Source organism: Ignatzschineria rhizosphaerae (genome assembly GCF_022655595.1).
Taxonomy (GTDB): Bacteria; Pseudomonadota; Gammaproteobacteria; order Cardiobacteriales; family Wohlfahrtiimonadaceae; genus Ignatzschineria; species Ignatzschineria rhizosphaerae.
Genome location: NZ_CP093379.1, coordinates 2,633,282 through 2,652,339, shown reverse-complemented (window position 1 = coordinate 2,652,339; position 19,058 = coordinate 2,633,282). Strand labels below are relative to the sequence as shown.

Sequence of the window (19,058 nt, the reverse complement as noted above, 5' to 3'; positions counted from 1 at the left end):
ATGAGCAACTTAATTAAGGTTGAACTAAATGAAGATGCAGCAAAAACTCTAAAATCCCTAGAAGATAAGATCTCTATTCTCTTGAGAGCTAAAGATAATGAAACCACATTAGATGGAGATAGGCTTCTGCGAATAGAGGATGTAGAAGATATGGTGAAATTTACCAGAAAGTGGATTTACGCAAATATCCAAAAAGGCGACTTTCCAAAACCAACTAAGCAAGGAAATGCTTCCCGGTGGAAATTATCGGATATTCAAAAGTGGATATCTGAACAAGAGTACATGCAATAAAAAAGAATTTATAAGGGTACAGTTGAGGGTATACATAAAAATAACAAATCAAAAACACAGTATTACTGTACTTTATAAGAATAAGTAACCCCGTAGTGTTAACGGGACTCCCCAGAAACTTCATTATAGAAAACTAAAAATAAAAGGTCTAGCTTTTTAGCCTAAAAATTTTCCCAAAAGTATTTTATAGTGAAATCGGTTCAAAATAAGCTGACTCAAATGCCGGCGCATCGGCTATGAAAAGCAAGGTGTTTAATACGCTCGTTTATTAATTAATGCAATGCCAGAGGGAATGCTTACATTCTTCTTATAATCGATTCGGTTCAAGAAACATTATTTAAAAGTATTAAGAACACAAAGTGTGTATCAAATTAGCTTGCATGCTGCCGGATAGAACGATTCTTGTGCTTCTCATAATCGATACGCCGGCAATCTGATTCAGTCACTTTTAAACCGATTTCACTATAAAATACCGCGCTAGCAGTTTTTCTTAAACCAAATTTACTATATAAAAATGATAAAAAAAGCGCCCTGAATATTCAGAGCGCTTTTTAAATAGTTTAATCAGTGTTGATTAAGCGGTAATCTTTCAATTACATCATGCCAGGCATTCCACCCATGCCGCCCATTCCACCCATATCAGACATTCCGCCGTCTTTTGATGGAAGGTCTGCGATCATGCACTCAGTCGTGATGATGAGTGATGCAACTGATGCTGCGTTTTGAATTGCTGAACGCGTCACTTTAGTTGGGTCAAGAATTCCCATCTCAACCATATCACCGTACTCACCTGTTGCTGCGTTGTAACCGAATGAATCTTCTTTACCTTCTTTCACAGCGTTTAATACAACATCAGCAGGCTCGCCTGCGTTTGCAACGATTTGACGAAGTGGCTCTTCCATCGCACGAAGTGCAACACGGATACCTGCATCTTGCTCATCGTTATCGCCTTTAAGGTCTGCGATACGTGTTAATGCACGAACAAGTGCCACACCGCCTCCTGGGACGATCCCTTCTTCAACTGCCGCGCGAGTTGCATGTAGCGCATCTTCAACACGTACTTTTTTCTCTTTCATTTCAACTTCAGTTGCCGCACCTACTTGAATAACTGCAACACCGCCAGCAAGTTTCGCTACGCGCTCTTGAAGTTTCTCTTTATCATACTCTGAAGTTGCTTCTTCGATCTGTTGCTGGATCTGTGCAACACGACCTTCGATCGTTGCTTTATCACCATTACCATCAACAATGGTTGTTGTCTCTTTATCTACAACAACACGTTTAGCAATACCAAGGTCTTCGATCGTTGCTTTCTCAAGGCTCATACCAAGCTCTTCAGAAATAACTGTACCACCTGTTAAGATTGCAATATCTTCAAGCATTGCTTTACGACGGTCACCAAAGCCAGGCGCTTTTACTGCCGCAACTTTCACAATACCACGCATGTTGTTAATCACGAGTGTTGCAAGCGCTTCACCTTCCACATCTTCAGCGATGATTAAAAGTGGGCGACCTGCTTTTGCCACTTCTTCTAATACCGTGATCATTTCACGAATATTGCTGATTTTCTTATCGCAAAGAAGGACAAATGGGTCTTCAAGTTCAGCAGCCATTGATTCTTGGTTGTTGATGAAATATGGCGATAAGTAACCACGGTCAAACTGCATACCTTCTACAGTTTCAAGTGAGTTCTCAAGTCCTGATCCCTCTTCAACTGTGATAACGCCTTCTTTACCAACTTTACGCATTGCTTCAGCGATAATTTCACCAATCTCTTTATCTGAGTTTGCTGAGATTGTTCCTACTTGTGCAATTGATTTATCATCTTCACATGGTTTAGAGATATTACGAAGCTCTTCAACCGCTGCGGCAACCGCTTTATCGATACCACGTTTGATATCCATAGGGTTCATACCCGCTGCTACTGACTTCATACCTTCACGAACGATTGCTTGCGCTAATACTGTTGCTGTTGTTGTACCATCACCTGCTGTATCTGCTGTTTTTGAAGATACTTCACGCACCATTTGTGCACCCATATTTTCAAACTTGTCTTCAAGCTCGATTTCACGGGCAACTGAAACACCATCTTTTGTCACAACCGGCGCGCCAAAGCTTTTATCTAATACAACGTTACGACCCTTAGGACCTAATGTTACTTTTACAGCGTTTGCAAGTGTGTTAACACCAGCAACCATTTTTTTACGAGCGTCTTCGCCAAAACGAACTTCTTTAGCCATATCTATAATTCCTTCTAATTTTAATTCTTAGTTAACTTGTTCTAAAAGATTTAACTGCTTAAATCAAATAATGGATCTGCTTTAAATTGAAATCGTATTAAGCCTCGATAACAGCCATGATCTCATCTTCACGCATAACTAAAAGCTCTTCACCAGCCATTTCAACTTCTGAGCCTGAGAATTTACCGAAAAGAACTTTATCGCCCACTTTCACATCAAGTGTTTTAACTTCACCATTTGCAAGTACTTTACCGTTGCCTACAGCAAGAACAACACCACGTGATGGTTTTTCTGTTGCAGTACCAGGAAGAACGATACCACCTGCTGTTTTAAGCTCTTCTTCTTCACGTTTGATGATGACTCTGTCATGTAAAGGACGTAATTTCATAGTTTGTTCCTCATTAAAAGATTCGTTAATCTAATATGGTTATCATTTATAATAATCTTGCGGCTTTTCATAAGTTTTCATGCGATTTTATATGAAAACAACAAGAATTCTTTGTACGATATAATATGTGGGGATGAAATTTTTTGATTCAAGGAAAAAAGAGAAATTTATCTTCATTTGCACAAAAAATAGACACTCAATCTCTTCCAAGCGACTTCTCACCTTATTATCCATGATAGAAATTTATCAAAATGTGCCAGAGAACAGTTCAAGTAAGGGATTTAAATTATTTTTTCTAATCCCCTTTTAAAGGCTCATTCTCTTAACAAGGAACGTAATACTTTCTGATATGCAGATATCTCTTTTGGATGCTTGGCGCAATCTATCTATTCACCGCAAAGTTTGGGCGCTAACACTGCCGATGATTCTTTCTAATATCTCTGTTCCCCTTGTGGGCACAGTGGATACGATGATTGTCGGTCACTTACATAGTGCCAATAATATGGCTAGCGTTGGGATTGGCAGTAGTATCTATGTTTTTTTAGTGGCCATTTTAAACTTTCTAAGAATGGGAACAACGGGTTTTACCGCCCAAGCTTTTGGCAATAAAGATGGCAACCGTGTCCGCCAGATTCTGCTACAGAGCTTAGGGCTCGCACTAATCCTTGCGCTTTTATTAGCGATTTTCGCTCTTCCCATCTCCAAGATCGCCTTTACGCTTATGCAACCATCTCCAGCGCTGTATGAGGGTGCATCACAATTTTTTTACTGGCGCTTACTTGGTATGCCGGCGGCATTAATGAACTTTGCCTTAATTGGTTGGTTTTTAGGAATGCAAAATGCACGTATCCCCTTTTACATGTTGCTTGCGACTAATATTTTAAATGTCTTACTCACCTTGCTCTTTATTCTTAAACTTAATTTAGGAATTACTGGCGTTGCGAAAGCTGCCGTGATTGCTGAATGGTTTGGCTTACTGGTAGGACTTCTCTTTTTGCCCAAACTTCTTCAAAAAACAGTAGGACAATGGTTATTAAAGCCGCTTCGCTCATGGCAGAACTGGAAACCGCTGATCTTTGTTAATCGCGATATTTTTATTCGAAGCTTAACCCTTAACCTTGTCTTCTTTTTAGTCACGCTACAGGGAACTCGATTAGGGGGAGATACCGTTGCCGCAAACATGATTATCTTAAATGGCTTACTGATTATGTCTTATCTCCTAGATGGCTTTGCGCATGCTATTGAAGCGTTAACAGGGAAAGCCATTGGGGAAGCTTCGCCTAAAAGCTTAATGTCTGTAATGGTTATTGCCGGCGGCTGGGCACTACTTATTAGTGTCGGCTTTTTTATAGGATTTTTAAGTTTTGGGCATTACTTTATCAATCTAATCTCCAACATCCCTTCGGTAAGAGAAGCTGCTTACCCGCTTATTCCTTACTTAACACTACTCCCTTTAATCAGCGTGTGGAGCTATCTTTTAGATGGGCTTTTTATCGGCGCTACAAAAGCAAAAGAGATGCGTAATGCCATGCTCTTAGCCTTTATCATCGCCCTACCTATTGGCTTTTTACTCTTACCCTTTAAAAATAATGGCTTATGGCTGACGTTTTTACTCTTTATGTTATTAAGAGGAATCATCATGATGATGATGGCAAGACGTATTCAAACGCAAGAGAGCTGGATACCTCTACCCATTAAAACGCCGATTAAAACAACTAAAGCCTCCCCTTCTTAAACCGTTTTTCCATTCCAAACTTGCGATAACCGATCGATAAAGACGCGCACCTTTGGGGTGAGATATTTTTTAGAAGGATAAACGGCGCAAATCGGTTCTTTCGGTGGAGAAAATACCGGCAATACGGTTTGTAAGTCTCCCTTATCAACCGCTTCTTTGACTAAAAAAGAGCTCAATTGCACAACGCCAAATCCCGCTAATGCAAGTCCCTTTAAACCTTCCGTATCTTGTAAGGTAATTCGACCTTTTGGCGCAAAAAAATACTCCTGATCTTGATCCCAATATTTCCAAGGAACGCGCCGACCTTCATGTAGGTAACTTAAACATTCATGCTGCTTTAAGTCCGCAATAGCTTCAATGACTTCATACTTTGCAAGGTATTGGGGGGAGGCGCACATCAAATATTGATGGTAAGCGAGCACCTTTTGCACTAAACCGCTATCAGACTGAGCACCAATACGAATAGCAACATCAATCCCTTCTCGCACCAAATCAAGGTACTCATCAGAAAATAAGACTTCAATTTCAATAGCGGGATAATCTATTAAGAGCTGCTGAATTTGCGGCATCACATGTAATCTGCCAAAAACTTCCGGCACGGTAATCCTCAGCTTTCCTTGAGGAGCTTGCTCTAAACTTAAAGCTTCTTCGGCCTCAACAACCTCTTTTAAAATACGTACTGCGTACTCATAAAAGATCTCCCCTTCAGGGCTGAGTTTTAAAACCCTCGTCGTTCGATGAATGAGCCGATGCTGCAAACTCTCTTCTAGCTTTGCGATAATTTTCCCTACCGCTGAGCGCGATAATCCAACAAGATCAGCCGTGATCGTAAAACTCTTCGTTTCAGCCACAAAAACAAAAACCTTTAAATCAAGAATATTCTGTATTTTCATCATTGGTGAAATTTATTCCCATATCATGCAACTAAAGAGCAGTTTATCAACTAAAAGTGTTTACGTATATTAGCGCCTCACAAGTTTATAGGAGGTTTTATGCCATCACAACCGACTCACCATCAAGGACCAGCACGATCATGGATTGCCGTGATAACCCTTGCGCTCTCCATTTTTACCGTTGTCTCTACCGAGATGCTTCCCATTGGGCTACTCTCCCCTATTGCTGAGTCTTATCACGTCTCAGAAGGATTTATCAGCTTTACCGTTACAGCACCGGCATTTATTGCCGCCTTTACCGCGCCGCTAATCTTACTCTTTTTTAGCACCATCAATCGAAAGCGCTTACTCCTTTTATTAATGAGTCTATTACTGCTTTCAAATCTTCTTTCTGCCTTTGCCTCCAATATCGAGGTGCTCTTGATCGCAAGAGTTTTACTGGGGATTAGTATGGGGGGGATTTGGACGATTGCCGGCGGGCTTGCTATCAAGCTTGTATGCTCTGAAAAAGTTGCCTTAGCGACATCTATCATCTTTAGTGGCGTGGCGGCTGCTTCTGTTTTTGGTATCCCGCTTGGCGTTTATTTGGGGGATTTTATTAACTGGCAATTTGCTTTTATTATTATGGCAATCACAACCTTATTTCTAATAGTGCTCCTTATCTGGATTTTGCCATCATTACCGCAAACCATTACCTTTCAAGCCAAGCTATTTCAACAGCTCTTTAAAAATCGCATGGTGAAGATCGGGCTACTAATTACATTTTTACTCGTTACCGGCCATTTTATGAGCTACACCTTTATCCGCCCCCTTCTTATTCAAGAAGCGAATTTTGCGGACAAGAGCATCAGTTCTTTACTCTTTTTCTATGGATTATGTGGCATCTTAGGAAATTTTATTTTAGGAAATCTCATTAAATATCAACTAAAAGGTGTTATAGCCCTCATCCCCATTATACTGATGGGAAGCATGCTCTTGTTGCTGATCTTTACTCAGCAACAGCTCTTAACGATTCTTGCACTTTTACTGTGGGGATTCGCTTACGGCGCTGTTTCCGTTAGTTTAATGAATTGGATGTTTATGGCTGCGCCAAAACTGATTGAAGCCGCAACAGCTATCTATATTGGATCCTTTAATCTCTCCATTGCTATTGGCGCTTTCTTAGGAGGGCAAATCTATGATGTTTATGATATTTCAGTGAACCTTATAGGAACTATGATTATGGCGTTATTAGCCTTTTGCCTTGTACTGATCTCCCCTAACAATAGAGATTAGCTTCAATAAGTGACGATAGCAGATTCGGTGGAAGAAACACTATTTTGACAGTAAAATACTGCAACGTGCGAATCAAACCGACTTGCACGACGCCGGATAGAACGACTCTTGCGCTTCTCATGACAATGCGCCGGCAATATCACTCAGTGACTTTTAAACCCGTTTTACTAAGATCTGTTGAACATTCAAAACTCAATCATTTCATTTAAAAACATAATGTTATAGTAAAATCGATTTAAGAAAAGCCAATCTTAAACAGCTGGCACGAGATTTTAGAAAGAGCACGAAACATTCACCCCAACCTTGCATAAATCTATAAAGATACGTATTAAACAGTGCTTGCACGATGCCGGATAGAACATATTTCTTATTGTTAATAGCCCACCCGCCGGCATTTAAATCAGCCTGTTTTAAACCTATTTCATTATATAAACCCAGATTCAACTACGAATAAAAAGAAAAAAAGCACGTCTAATACGTGCTTTTTTCAATAATAATACTTCTCTCTTCGTAAGAAATGGTCTTTCTACCATTACTCTCTTTGATGGTGCTCTTACGAGACTGCATTCTAAAGAGCGAATGTCGCCTTCTGGATCGAAGCTCTTTCGGCTTCTTGGGCAACATATCTTCAAAGACTAAAGGAGCAAGTTCTGTCAGCGCTTTATCATATACTTTACGTTTAAAATGAATCACATCGCGCAGTGGTAACCAATAATCAACCCATTTATAAAGATCAAACTCGGGTTGGTCGACCGCATTCAGATTAAAATCATCTTCATTCCCTACAAATTCAAGCATAAACCAAACCTGCTTCTGACCGATACAGGTGCGCTCGCTAGTAGGATTTCGGCGAATCAGATTGTGCGGTAAGCGATAACGTAACCAACGATCTGTTCTGCCTAAAATCTTAATATGTTCAGGGCGTAGTCCAACTTCCTCATAAAGCTCTCTATACATGGCATCTTCTGGTGTCTCATCAGGATCAATTCCCCCTTGAGGAAATTGCCAAGCATCTAATTGACCAATCCGATGGCCCCAGAAAAGCTGCTGATTTTGATTACACAATATGATTCCAACGTTTGCCCGAAAGCCATCATTGTCTATCATTTTGTGCCTTTATCTAAAATTAAAATATCACCTTCTATTGTTCCATAAGGAGGCTTTAAAGCCAAGTCTAATTTAGGGTTTAATGCTCAAAATAGATTAGTCGTGATGAGAAACGAAAGCGCTTTAAATAGTTGATTTTATTTATCTCCACTATTTAATATTTTCTGACTTTTTCTAACGTCTAAGATCTTTAAGAAAAACTAACAACGTTATCATGCAGTGTATAGACCGATGTTTCAATAGAAACTCCTTGATCTGATTCAATCCAAAGCGCTAAAGGATTCTCGCTATAGTAACGCGTGGAAAATACTGTCTCTCCTTCATTAATAAAAATTTCTAATGAACTTGTATCAATAAAGAGTTGCAAATCTATCTTATCGACTAATTGAATATTGCCAAATCTTGCATCATCACGATCATTACGCCTTAAAACAAACTCATTTTCTTCATGAAAATAACAAAGCGTTACCACATTTTTACCACGCTCATCTTTTAAAGAGAGCTTAAAATCTAAGTTTTGCTCATGCTTTGAGATCTTCAATAAAACCTCTAAAGAAGCATCATAAGGACTTACTTGCTGGCTTTTTACAGCCAATTGTTGATGGTGATCTCCGGCACCGTGACGAAGCGCTACAAGTTCCTTCACAGGATTCATGTAAAGATGGTCCCCTTTTAATGTTAACTCCCTTGGAATCGTTAATGCTCCGGCCCAGCCATCTTCTTGCTCTGGTATATTACTTTCCCACATCGCCATCCAAGCAAAGGCAATACGCCGACCATCAGGAGTTTCCATTGTTTGCGTTGCATAAAAATCAAAGCCTTTATCTAGCTCTTTAAACTCCCCACGCTCATATTTTCCTGTTGAGTAATCAAGCTTTCCTACAAAATAACCAAGGTTATAGAGGTTAAGGTGCTCTTTAGGAGATGCTTTGATGCCTTGAGGGGAAAAGAGCAAAATATCTTTACCCTCTAAATTAAAGAAGTCCGGGCATTCCCACATAAATCCTTCTTCCTCAATACTCTTAGCATCACTCATTGAACCTATATATTCCCACTCTTTTAGGTCTTTAGAGCGATAAAGAATCGCTCGTCCTAACTCTTGTTGATTCTGGCTTCCCAAAATCATGTAATACGCATGCTCATGTTGCCAAACTTTAGGGTCTCTAAAATGGTGGGTGTTATCCTTGGGAGCAGCTTTAATAATTGGGTTACCTTCATATTTTTGAAAATGAAGCCCATCATGGCTATAAGCTAAATTCTGATTTTGCCAAAAATGTTCAGGATCTCCATCCCCGTAATAATGGTGCCCTGTGTAGAAGAGATACATCATTTCATCTTTGATGATCGCGCTTCCTGAGAAGCAACCATCTTTATCTTCTATATCTCCCGGAACTAATGCTGGCGGCAAATTCTCCCAATGCACTAAATCTTTACTGCGAGCATGTCCCCAATGCATCGGTCCCCATTTCGCACTATAAGGATGATACTGATAAAAAATATGATAATAGCCTTTAAAGTAGCAAAAGCCATTGGGGTCATTAATCCAACCTGAGGGCGCCATAATATGATACCCCAAGCGAAACCGCTCACTCGTTAATGGAATGTTGTCACAAACCATAAATCCTCCTATTTTTACGACAATTAAGATCGGATAAAAGGATCACCATGGACATCTTCATCATCTTTTTTTAGCGAAAAAAACGCAAAAAAACCTGCAAGAATAACAACTATAGCGATCACTAAGAAAGTCTGACTATAACCAATCTCATCTCTTAATATTCCTAAGGGTGTTGATAAAATCACCTGCCCCACTTGGGCTGCAACATGAAAACCTATCATATAAAGCGTGGCTGAAAGCTTTGTTACAAAATGTAGGGTAAAGTAACGAAACATTGGCAAAATAAAGAGCGGAACCTCAAAGGCATGTAATAACTTAATAAAAGAGACAATAATAGGATTTATGAAAAAACCACTTAATCCTATACGAATCGCCATAATCACAATGCCAATTAATAACGTATTTCTCACCCCAATTTTTCGCATTATAAGAGGAACTAAACACATCATTAAAGCTTCTAAAAAGACTTGTAGAGAATTCAATGAGCCATAGATTCTTTGCCCCTTTTCTCTAGAACTAAAAAGATCTGTGTAAAACTCAGGGAACATCTGCTGATCGTACACCGTATAAAAAGTCCAAGTAAACATAATAAAAATAATTATGACCCAGAGCTCCTTGAGTTTTAAAAGCCCTAACATCTCTTGTAAAGAAGGGCTATCTGAAGCATGATCGTGATTTTGTAGTTGTGCTCCTAATGTTTTTTCAGCTTTTGGTCGCCAAAAAATGAGATTAAGTAATAGTAAAATCCCAAAAAAAGAGCCTAGCCAAAAGTTAAGATGGGGATTAATGGCAAATAAAAAACCTGCTAGTAGTGCAACTATCGCATAACCCAGTGATCCCCAAGCACGCGCCGATCCATATTCAAAATTAAATTGCCGGCTAAACCTCTCGGTAACTGCCTCAAAAATGCCTGCCGCCGCTAAATATCCTGCAGATAATACAAAAGCCCCTACAACAATTCCTAAAGTAAAATGGTGTTTTAAAAGAGGCGCATAAATCCAGACAAAAAAAGGGCCAATTAAGCTTGTGATAGAGGCACAAAAAATTAATAACGTTCTTTTTAAGAGTAATCGATCTTGTATAGCGCCATAACCAAACATAAATACTAAAGTCACCAAAGAATTCACTGAAAATATAGTTCCTACAGCGCTTCCTGAAAGGTTTAAGCCATGATCAGGCGAAGTTAACCATAACTGAAAAAAAGACCACCATATCCCCCATGATGCAAAAAAGAGTAACAAAGTCACAGCGCTTTGAACATAAGATGGATTCTTAAATGCTTGAAGCGAATTTTTAAACCAATCAGGCATACTGATACTCCTCCTTCCAATAATTTCAACAACCGCTATAAACTTTATAGTAAATAATTGGCATCTTTTTTAACTTAAAAGTTATGTTATAGATTGTAAAAATAAGTCCGCAAATAAGCGCTGGGAGCTATATTTAGTATGAATTCTCTGTTATACCTATTATTAAGAGATTTTTATCTAATAGAGATATCAAGAATCTTATCTCTATCATCAAAATAAGGAGTCTTTGATGTTTTCATTACAAAAACAGATTGCAATGGTAACAGGTGGCGCGAAAGGGATTGGTCGTGGGATTGTTGAAGCGCTTGTAGAAGCGGGTGCAACCGTTATCATCGCTGATATTGATACAGATGCCGGCATTAATACCGCTAAGGAACTTGGTTGTGAGTTCGTTGAGCTAGATGTGACTAATCAAGCGCTTTGCCAAACGCGCATTAATGAGATTATTCAAAAGTATGGAAAGCTTGATATTCTCTGCTCTAATACGGGAATCTTTCCACAAGCAACCATTGAAGAGATGACGGAAAAAGATTGGGACTTTATGCAGGAAGTAAACGTTAAAGGCACCTTCTTTGTGGTTCAAGCAGCATTAAAAGCGATGAAATCGCAAGGCTCAGGTCGCGTTATTATTACTTCTTCCATTACCGGTAATATCACAGGATTCCCCGGCTGGAGCCATTATGGCGCATCAAAAGCGGCTCAACTGGGCTTTATGCGTAGTGCTGCGCTTGAATATGCTCGCTTTGGAATTACGGTAAATGCCGTACTTCCCGGCAATATCTTAACAGATGGCTTAAAAGCCCAAGGGGAAACTTACCTTAATCAAATGCGCGCAACGATCCCACCCCATACATTAGGAGAGCCAAAAGATATTGGCTACGCTGCGGCATTCTTAGCTTCTAAAGAAGCAAAATATATCACAGGGCAAACCATCATCATCGATGGCGGGCAGATTCTCCCTGAATCGCCGGAAGCATTGTTATAGTCTTCAACACTTTATATAAAATATAGTTGATTCGGTTTAAAAACACTGTTTTAAACAGTAAAATAATAAACGAATGAATCAAATCAACTTGCAGAATGCCGGATAGAACGATTCTTGTGCTTCTTATAACCGATGTGCCGGCAATCTGATTCAGTCTCTTTTAAACCGATTTTACTCTACTTTTAAAATCGTGCTTCTTAAACCGAATGGACGATAAAAAAACGGCAATCTTATAGATTGCCGTTTTTTTTACCTTCCCAATATTTACTAGCGATGATCCTAAATATAACTCGGCAAACTTTTCTTCCCAAGATAGATACTTAAGAAGATTCCTAAAGCGCATAAAAAGAGAATGTAGTAAGCAATAAACATCGGGTGGAATACTTCTGCAACGACCGGCACCAAAAAGGTGGTTAACCCTGCAAAGATTGCATTACCGATATTGTAAGAAAACCCCATTCCAGTTAGGCGAATATCTGCCGGAAAAAGACGGATAATAATCATCGGCACGCAAGCGACAATTCCTAAGAAGAATGAAGCAATTGCGTAGAGAATCCCGACTTTTGAAAGATCATGACTGCCTAACGAGTTAAAGAAGATAAAGCTTGTGATGGCGAGCAGTACCGCAAAACTAAAGAGCGTTTTACGAAGCCCAAAACGATCCACTAAAAAACCCGCAGATAAGCTCCCAACGATATTCATAAAAGTCGCAATGAGCGCAGCTCTATTGACGAATCCCGCATCCATACCAAACATATCTGACTTCATCAGATTTGGCGCAAGAAGCACTAATACAACGCCGGCAATTAATAGCCAAGTACTTAAAGTTGCGATAAAAGCTTGGGGCCTAAAATCCTTTAGAATCGTTTTCATCGGCGTACCGGCATGAAGGGCTTTTTTCTTTTGCATCTCTAAAAAGACCGGCGTTTCTTGTAAATAACGGCGAAGATAAACGGCGAGTAATCCTAAAACACCCCCTAAAATAAAGGGAATGCGCCAAGCATAAGAGAGCGTCTCTTCTGCGCTGAAGCTAATACTCATCATCGTTGAGACAAAATGCCCAATTAAAACCCCAAAAGTGAGCCCTGCCGCAATGGCGCTATTGGCAATCCCAAAACGATTACTAGGCACATGCTCTGTCACAAATACGTGCGCGCTTGGCACCTCACCACCTAATGCAACACCTTGCAAAATTCGCATGGTAAGAAGTAATACGGGTGCAAGATAGCCGATCGACTCATAAGTGGGCAACAGCCCAATACAGAGCGTTGGAATTGCCATCATAAATAGCGAAAACATAAAGACCTTCTTACGCCCAATCAGATCCCCAAAGTGCGCTAAGACAACGCCGCTCAAGGGCCTAACAAAGTAAGCGATGGCATACGTTAAATAGGTCATAACCGTTGCAATCAACTCAGATTCTGAAGGGAAAAAGAGAACCTTTAAAGTCGATGCAAAGGTTAAAAATACAATAAAATCATAAAACTCTAGCGCCCCACCTAAAGAGGAGAGCGAGAGTGTTTTTGCATCTTGCATCGTTAAACGTTTTGCCACAATGATTACTCCTGTTGTTGATCCATTTTAGGAATTAAGAGCATACTATCCCCATAACTAAAGAAACGATAACGCTCTTTTACAGCGTGAGCATAAACTTCTTCCATGCGGTTTTTTCCCATTAAAGTTGAGACTAAAACCAATAATGTTGATTTTGGTAGATGGAAATTAGTTAATAAGCCATCGATCACCTTAAAGGTAAATCCCGGTTTAATAAAGATATTAGTGTCTCCAGTAAACGCCTTTAATTCCCCGCTCATTCCCGCAGATTCAAGCGCTCTTACCGCCGTTGTACCGATCGCAATTACGCGCCCGCCGGATTGTTTTGTCGTAAGAATCTCATCGACTGCTGATTGCGGCACTGAAATCCACTCTTTATGCATTTGATGCTGATCTAAATCCTCATGACGGATCGGCTGGAAAGTCCCGGCACCTACATGTAGCGTAATCTCTGTAACATCAATACCTTTAGCTTTAATTTTTTCTAAAAACTCTTCGGTAAAATGAAGCCCTGCTGTTGGCGCTGCAACGGCTCCTTCTTCTTTATTAAAAACTGTTTGGTAGCGAGATTGATCTAACTCTTCATCACTACGCGTAATATAAGGCGGTAATGGCAGATGTCCATAAGCTTCTAATACTTTTGCAATAGGTGAGTTATCCACTGTTTTTAAGAGGAAAAATGCTTCATCACGAGAAACCATCTCTAATAGTGGCTCGCCATTAATCAATACTTTCTGCCCCTCTTTAAGCGCTTTACTCGCTTTAATCTGCGCTAAAACCTCTGTTTCACTCACAAGGCGCTCGACCATGATCTCAATCTTACCGCCAGTCTCTTTACTGCCAAACAATCTTGCCGGCAATACGCGCGTATTATTAATGATGATCCGATCGCCTTTATTGAGGTAATCAATTAAATCTTCAAACGTATGATCATTAAGCTTCCCTGAGCTTGGTACTAATAACCTTGATGTCCCACGGATTTTTGGGGGGAATTGTGCAATCAATTCTTCAGGGAGATGATAATCATAGTCTGAGAGTTTTAACATTTTTTCTTTCCTAGCTTTGTTCTTGGCAAATTCATTTTGCTCTATTTTAAAAATAAAATCCCAAAGCGCCAAACGCTTTGGGATCTTTTCTGCAACTATTCGTCTCTATAAATCCTTAACCACTACATATCTTAAAGATATGCAGTCTCTTCGGCGTAGAGGGATTCTTCGGTTTCACGAGCTCGGATCAATCTCGCCGTGCCATCTTCTAGCAATACTTCAGCAGCTCTTCCGCGCGAATTATAATTTGAAGACATGGTAAAGCCATAAGCTCCGGCATGGGTAATTGCTAAATAATCACCTGATGTTAGTGCTAGCTCACGATCTTTCCCAAGAAAATCACCTGTCTCACAAATAGGTCCAACAATATCGTAATTCTTCACTTCACTTTCTGAATCTTCATCAAGATTGATGATATTCATCCACGCACCATAAAGCGCTGGGCGAATAAGATCATTCATCGCCGCATCTACAATGGCGAAGTTTTTTCCTTCATTCTCTTTTGTTAAGATTACTTGCGTTACTAATACCCCAGCGTCACCAACGATCGAACGCCCCGGCTCAATAAAGATCTTTAAATCCCGATCGCCAATCTTCTCAATCGCTTGCGCAATCCATTTTGCAGGATCAATTAAAGTTTCATCTTCATAACGAATCCCAAGGCCGCCCCCCATATCGAGATGCTTTAAGTGAATCCCAAGTTCTGATAATTCATCAATAAGTGCGAGCGTTAAATCTAATGCTTCTGCATACGGCGACATCTCCGTTAATTGCGAGCCGATATGAAAATCAATTCCGTGAATATCTAATGCCGGCATTCTCGCCATCTCACGATACATCGGCAGCGCATCATCCATGCTGATGCCAAATTTATTCTCTTTTAAACCTGTTGAGATATAAGGATGGGTTTTAGCATCTACATTGGGGTTAATGCGAAGCGATACCGGCGCTTTTACCCCTAACTTTGTGGCAACACGATTCAGCATATAAACTTCAGCAACCGATTCGATGTTAAAACAGCCGATCCCTGCTTTTAAAGCAAATTCTAAATCAGATTCTTTCTTACCAACCCCAGAATAAACGATTTTTTTAGGATCACCACCGGTAGCTAACACCCGTTTTAGCTCACCCTTAGACACAATATCAAATCCAGAGCCCGCTTTTGCAAGAAGCTTTAAGATTGATAAGTTACTATTTGCTTTCACGGCATAACAGATCAAATGCGGATAATCCCCAAAGCCCTTATCATAAGCATGGTAATTACTTAATATTTTTTCGGCAGAGTAGATATAGAGCGGCGTTGAGAATTTCTCTGCCACTTCTGTTAAAAGAACCTGATCAATTTTCATCTTTTTTATAACTTGTCATAAAGTGCCCATCATTATGCTCTGCTTCGCTCTTTGCGATGTAAAGCGCGCCTGTTTGTCCACATCCTGCGACAAATAATGTTGTCAAAAGGAGTAACATAAACTTCCGACTGATCTTCAGCATTGATAATCCTTTCTCTTAAATCCATGCTAATTACGAACTTGCTTCCATTTTCCCCTTTGTAGATCTACTTTATAGCAAAGTGACAATCTATGGGAAAATTAGATCTCAATGAGTGAAGATAACATAATCCTTTCCATCTGTTCCATTGTTCTCGTCGAATTATCATGAAAAATTTTTAATAAAAATAACAATTTGCCAAATATTCGTTTCTGCGCATTTTTTAACAGATCCCGTGGGGGGATAGCTATATTTGATATTTTATCCCTATTTCGCAAATTTCTCTGATAGCTAGGCGAATTTATTAGCAAAACATGTTATAATTCATAGCTGTTTATACTTATAATAATTTCATCAAAAAGGTTGGTTCAATGAGTGATTTTGCCAAAGAGATTGTCCCGATTAGTTTAGAAGAGGAGATGCGAAGCTCCTATCTTGATTACGCAATGAGCGTCATCATTGGTCGTGCGCTCCCCGATGTCCGCGATGGGTTAAAGCCCGTTCATAGGCGAATTCTTCACTCCATGAATCAGACCAATAACCATTGGAATAAACCCTATAAAAAATCAGCACGTATCGTTGGAGACGTCATGGGGAAATATCACCCACACGGCGACTCTGCAATTTACGATACGGTTGTTCGTATGGCGCAAAACTTCTCGCTACGCTATATGCTCATTGATGGCCAAGGAAACTTTGGTTCAATTGATGGTGACTCAGCTGCGGCAATGCGTTATACCGAGGTGAGAATGAGTAAGATTGCTGAAGCTCTCTTACAAGATATCGACAAAGAGACGGTCGATTTCACCCCAAACTACGATGAATCTGAAACGGAACCTTCTGTTCTTCCAACACGAATTCCTAATCTTTTAGTCAATGGTTCTGCGGGTATCGCAGTTGGTATGGCAACTAATATTCCGCCACATAACTTAACGGAAACGATTAATGCCTCTCTTGCGCTTCTTCATAACTCTGAACTCACGATTGATGATCTGATGGAATATATCCCAGCACCAGACTTCCCAACTGCCGGTATTATTAATGGTACCCGTGGTATTCGCGAAGCGTATCACACGGGCCGAGGCCGTGTGGTGATGCGTGCTAGAGCAGAAATAGAACACGATGAAAAACGTGGTCGTGATGTGATCGTGATCACAGAGATCCCTTATCAAGTCAATAAAGCAAGATTGATCGAGAGAATCGTTGAGCTCTACCGTGAAAAAGTGATCGAGGGCATTGCCCCAGATGGTCTTCGTGACGAGTCTGACAAAGATGGAATGCGCATCGTGATTGAACTTCGCCGTGGTGAAATGGGCGAAGTAATCTTAAATCAGCTTTATAAGCACACTGCGCTTCAATCAAGCTTTGGTGTCAACATGGTTGCGATCGACCGTGGTCAGCCAAAACTGCTTAACCTTAAAGAAGTATTAGAAGCATTCTTACTTCACCGCCGTGAAGTGATTACACGCCGTACGATCTTTGATCTCAAACGTGCAAGAAGCCGTGCGCACCTTTTAGAAGGTCTCACCGTTGCCCTTGCCAACATTGATGAGATGATTCAGCTTATCAGAACATCAGCAACAGGCGCTGAAGCGAAAGAACGTATGCTTGCCCGTAGCTGGGCACCTGGTGAAGTCTCTGCAATGCTTGAACGTGCTGCAGAACTTAAAACAACACCTGATGGTTTAGGCGAAGTTGGCTTAATTGGTACAGAATACAAACTCTCTGAAGAGCAAGCACAAGCAATCCTCGACATGCGTTTACAACGCTTAACAGGACTTGAGCAAGATAAGATCTTAGATGAATATAAAGGTCTTTTAGATGCAATCCGTGAGTTAATCGAAATCCTCGTAAACCCAGATCGTTTACGTGAAGTGATCGAAGAAGAACTCATCGAAGTTCGTGATAACTTTGGAGATGAGCGTCGTACAGAAATCCGTGAAGCAGCTGAAGATATCAATCTTGAAGATCTTATCGCTGAAGAAGATGTCGTCGTCACGCTCTCTCGCCGTGGTTATATTAAATATCAAAAACTCGATGAGTACCGTGCGCAGCGCCGTGGTGGCCGTGGAAAATCAGCCGCACGCGTCGTTGATGAAGATGACGTGGAACACTTAATGGTGGTTAGCACACACGCACAATTAATGTGCTTCTCTTCATACGGTAAAGTTTACTGGTTACGTGCCTTTGAGCTTCCAGAAGCAGGCCGAGGCGCATCGGGTCGCCCGATCATTAACCTCCTCCCATTAGAAGCTGATGAGCGCATTACCTCAATGCTACCTGTAGATAGCTATGATGATGATCGTTATATCTTCATGGCAACGAAATATGGGGTTGTGAAGAAAACGATTCTCTCAAGCTTCCAAAGTCAACGCTCAAGCGGTTTAATCGCCGTCAACCTTGATGAAGGCGATGAGCTTATCGGTACGGAGATCACCAATGGTGATAATGATATCATGCTCTTTACCAATACCGGACTTGTGAATCGCTTTAGCGAAGAAGATGTTCGTTCAACTGGCCGTGGCTCACGTGGAGTGAAGGGAATTACCCTTGTTGAAGATCAACGCGTGATCTCTATGATGCTTGCTGAAGATGAAGGGGTTGTATTAATTGCAACAGAGCATGGTTATGGTAAACGTACTCGTATTGAAGAGTTTGCAAAACGTAATCGTGGTGGTAAGGGCGTCATTGGTATCCAAACATCAGAGCGAAATGGTCAAATCATCGGCGCTTGCATCGTTGAAGATGAAGATGAAGTAATGCTGATCTCTTGTAATGGTGTTTTAGTTCGTACCGCTGTGAACGAAGTTTCAATTCTAGGGCGTAACACCCAAGGGGTTCGTCTCATTCGTTTAGATGAAGGCGATATCCTTGTTGGTATGACGCGCATTGAAGAAAATGACGCTGATTGTGATCCTGAAACTGAAGAGTGCTGTGATGAAACAGATGAATCAGGCGTTATTATCAAAGAAATTGCAGAAGTCGCAGACGCGCAAACTGTAGAATCGGTAAAAGAAGAGACAGAAGAAGAGTAATCTTCTAGGAGTATTCTCTACAAAAATAAAAGGTGAACCATGATGGTTCACCTTTTTTAATTCTTTCTTACTTTTAAATAAATCCTAACGATCTAA

Annotated in this window: 14 protein-coding genes and 1 pseudogene; 5 read left to right on the top strand and 10 right to left on the bottom strand. The window is 40.4% G+C overall.

All coding sequences use genetic code 11. The features are described 5' to 3' along the window. Window positions 1-291, top strand: coding sequence for a helix-turn-helix transcriptional regulator (locus MMG00_RS11955; protein WP_242148634.1), 291 nt, complete (start codon window positions 1-3; stop codon window positions 289-291). 593 nt (window positions 292-884) lie between these two features. On the opposite strand, the gene groL is transcribed toward MMG00_RS11955, so the two are convergent. Both groL and MMG00_RS11945 read right to left on the bottom strand, forming a co-directional pair. Next, window positions 885-2,528 (bottom strand): chaperonin GroEL, encoded by a 1,644-nt coding sequence (groL, locus tag MMG00_RS11950; protein ID WP_242148632.1) that lies wholly within the window; start codon window positions 2,526-2,528, stop codon window positions 885-887. A 97-nt stretch (window positions 2,529-2,625) separates the two neighbouring features. After that, window positions 2,626-2,916: a co-chaperone GroES gene (locus MMG00_RS11945; protein ID WP_242148630.1), complete on the bottom strand. Its 291-nt coding sequence runs from the start codon at window positions 2,914-2,916 to the stop codon at window positions 2,626-2,628. A gap of 349 nt (window positions 2,917-3,265) precedes the next feature. Here MMG00_RS11945 and MMG00_RS11940 point away from each other — a divergent pair, with 349 nt between their 5' ends. Continuing rightward, the gene (locus MMG00_RS11940) at window positions 3,266-4,651 is read left to right on the top strand and encodes an MATE family efflux transporter (RefSeq protein ID WP_242148628.1); all 1,386 of its coding nucleotides are present in this window, start codon (window positions 3,266-3,268) and stop codon (window positions 4,649-4,651) included. On the opposite strand, the gene MMG00_RS11935 is transcribed toward MMG00_RS11940, so the two are convergent. After that, window positions 4,648-5,547, bottom strand: coding sequence for a LysR family transcriptional regulator (locus MMG00_RS11935; protein WP_242148626.1), 900 nt, complete (start codon window positions 5,545-5,547; stop codon window positions 4,648-4,650). The two genes, MMG00_RS11940 and MMG00_RS11935, sit on opposite strands and share 4 nt — an antisense overlap. A 96-nt stretch (window positions 5,548-5,643) precedes the next feature. Between MMG00_RS11935 and MMG00_RS11930 the strand changes: the two genes are divergently transcribed. Next, window positions 5,644-6,819: an MFS transporter gene (locus MMG00_RS11930; RefSeq protein ID WP_242148624.1), complete on the top strand. Its 1,176-nt coding sequence runs from the start codon at window positions 5,644-5,646 to the stop codon at window positions 6,817-6,819. A 588-nt stretch (window positions 6,820-7,407) separates the two neighbouring features. On the opposite strand, the pseudogene MMG00_RS11925 reads toward MMG00_RS11930, so the two are convergent. The 3 genes and pseudogenes from MMG00_RS11925 to MMG00_RS11915 all read right to left on the bottom strand — a co-directional run. After that, window positions 7,408-7,926: pseudogene (locus tag MMG00_RS11925) on the bottom strand (RNA pyrophosphohydrolase); the annotation flags it as partial. A 190-nt stretch (window positions 7,927-8,116) separates the two neighbouring features. Next, complete coding sequence (locus MMG00_RS11920) at window positions 8,117-9,544, bottom strand: glycoside hydrolase family 32 protein (RefSeq protein ID WP_242148619.1); 1,428 nt, start codon at window positions 9,542-9,544, stop codon at window positions 8,117-8,119. Between the two features lie 23 nt (window positions 9,545-9,567). Beyond that, window positions 9,568-10,854, bottom strand: coding sequence for an MFS transporter (locus MMG00_RS11915; RefSeq protein WP_242148618.1), 1,287 nt, complete (start codon window positions 10,852-10,854; stop codon window positions 9,568-9,570). A gap of 229 nt (window positions 10,855-11,083) precedes the next feature. Between MMG00_RS11915 and fabG the strand changes: the two genes are divergently transcribed. Further along, window positions 11,084-11,839, top strand: a complete 756-nt coding sequence (fabG, locus tag MMG00_RS11910) for a 3-oxoacyl-ACP reductase FabG (RefSeq protein WP_242148615.1) — start codon at window positions 11,084-11,086, stop codon at window positions 11,837-11,839. Window positions 11,840-12,118: 279 nt separating this feature from the next. On the opposite strand, the gene MMG00_RS11905 is transcribed toward fabG, so the two are convergent. The 4 genes from MMG00_RS11905 to lptM all read right to left on the bottom strand — a co-directional run bounded on the left by MMG00_RS11905 (window position 12,119) and on the right by lptM (window position 15,930). Further along, window positions 12,119-13,393, bottom strand: a complete 1,275-nt coding sequence (locus MMG00_RS11905; RefSeq protein ID WP_242148613.1) for an MFS transporter — start codon at window positions 13,391-13,393, stop codon at window positions 12,119-12,121. Window positions 13,394-13,398: 5 nt separating this feature from the next. Beyond that, the gene (gene queA, locus MMG00_RS11900; protein ID WP_242148611.1) at window positions 13,399-14,439 is read right to left on the bottom strand and encodes a tRNA preQ1(34) S-adenosylmethionine ribosyltransferase-isomerase QueA; all 1,041 of its coding nucleotides are present in this window, start codon (window positions 14,437-14,439) and stop codon (window positions 13,399-13,401) included. A gap of 131 nt (window positions 14,440-14,570) precedes the next feature. Next, complete coding sequence (lysA, locus tag MMG00_RS11895; protein WP_242148609.1) at window positions 14,571-15,788, bottom strand: diaminopimelate decarboxylase; 1,218 nt, start codon at window positions 15,786-15,788, stop codon at window positions 14,571-14,573. After that, window positions 15,778-15,930 carry an LPS translocon maturation chaperone LptM gene (gene lptM / locus MMG00_RS11890; protein ID WP_242148607.1) on the bottom strand — a complete coding sequence of 51 codons (153 nt, stop codon included), beginning with the start codon at window positions 15,928-15,930 and terminating at the stop codon, window positions 15,778-15,780. The genes lysA and lptM overlap by 11 nt, the downstream gene beginning before the upstream one ends. Before the next feature lie 368 nt (window positions 15,931-16,298). Between lptM and gyrA the strand changes: the two genes are divergently transcribed. Further along, window positions 16,299-18,962 (top strand): DNA gyrase subunit A, encoded by a 2,664-nt coding sequence (gene gyrA, locus MMG00_RS11885; RefSeq protein WP_242148605.1) that lies wholly within the window; start codon window positions 16,299-16,301, stop codon window positions 18,960-18,962. Window positions 18,963-19,058 lie beyond the last annotated feature (96 nt).

Coding starts and splice junctions, on each gene's coding strand:
- MMG00_RS11955 (WP_242148634.1), top strand. CDS start 1: ATGAGCAACTTAATTAAGGTTGAACTAAATGAAGATGCAGCAAAAACT.
- groL (WP_242148632.1), bottom strand. CDS start 2,528: ATGGCTAAAGAAGTTCGTTTTGGCGAAGACGCTCGTAAAAAAATGGTT.
- MMG00_RS11945 (WP_242148630.1), bottom strand. CDS start 2,916: ATGAAATTACGTCCTTTACATGACAGAGTCATCATCAAACGTGAAGAA.
- MMG00_RS11940 (WP_242148628.1), top strand. CDS start 3,266: ATGCAGATATCTCTTTTGGATGCTTGGCGCAATCTATCTATTCACCGC.
- MMG00_RS11935 (WP_242148626.1), bottom strand. CDS start 5,547: ATGATGAAAATACAGAATATTCTTGATTTAAAGGTTTTTGTTTTTGTG.
- MMG00_RS11930 (WP_242148624.1), top strand. CDS start 5,644: ATGCCATCACAACCGACTCACCATCAAGGACCAGCACGATCATGGATT.
- MMG00_RS11920 (WP_242148619.1), bottom strand. CDS start 9,544: ATGGTTTGTGACAACATTCCATTAACGAGTGAGCGGTTTCGCTTGGGG.
- MMG00_RS11915 (WP_242148618.1), bottom strand. CDS start 10,854: ATGCCTGATTGGTTTAAAAATTCGCTTCAAGCATTTAAGAATCCATCT.
- fabG (WP_242148615.1), top strand. CDS start 11,084: ATGTTTTCATTACAAAAACAGATTGCAATGGTAACAGGTGGCGCGAAA.
- queA (WP_242148611.1), bottom strand. CDS start 14,439: ATGTTAAAACTCTCAGACTATGATTATCATCTCCCTGAAGAATTGATT.
- lysA (WP_242148609.1), bottom strand. CDS start 15,788: ATGAAAATTGATCAGGTTCTTTTAACAGAAGTGGCAGAGAAATTCTCA.
- lptM (WP_242148607.1), bottom strand. CDS start 15,930: ATGCTGAAGATCAGTCGGAAGTTTATGTTACTCCTTTTGACAACATTA.
- gyrA (WP_242148605.1), top strand. CDS start 16,299: ATGAGTGATTTTGCCAAAGAGATTGTCCCGATTAGTTTAGAAGAGGAG.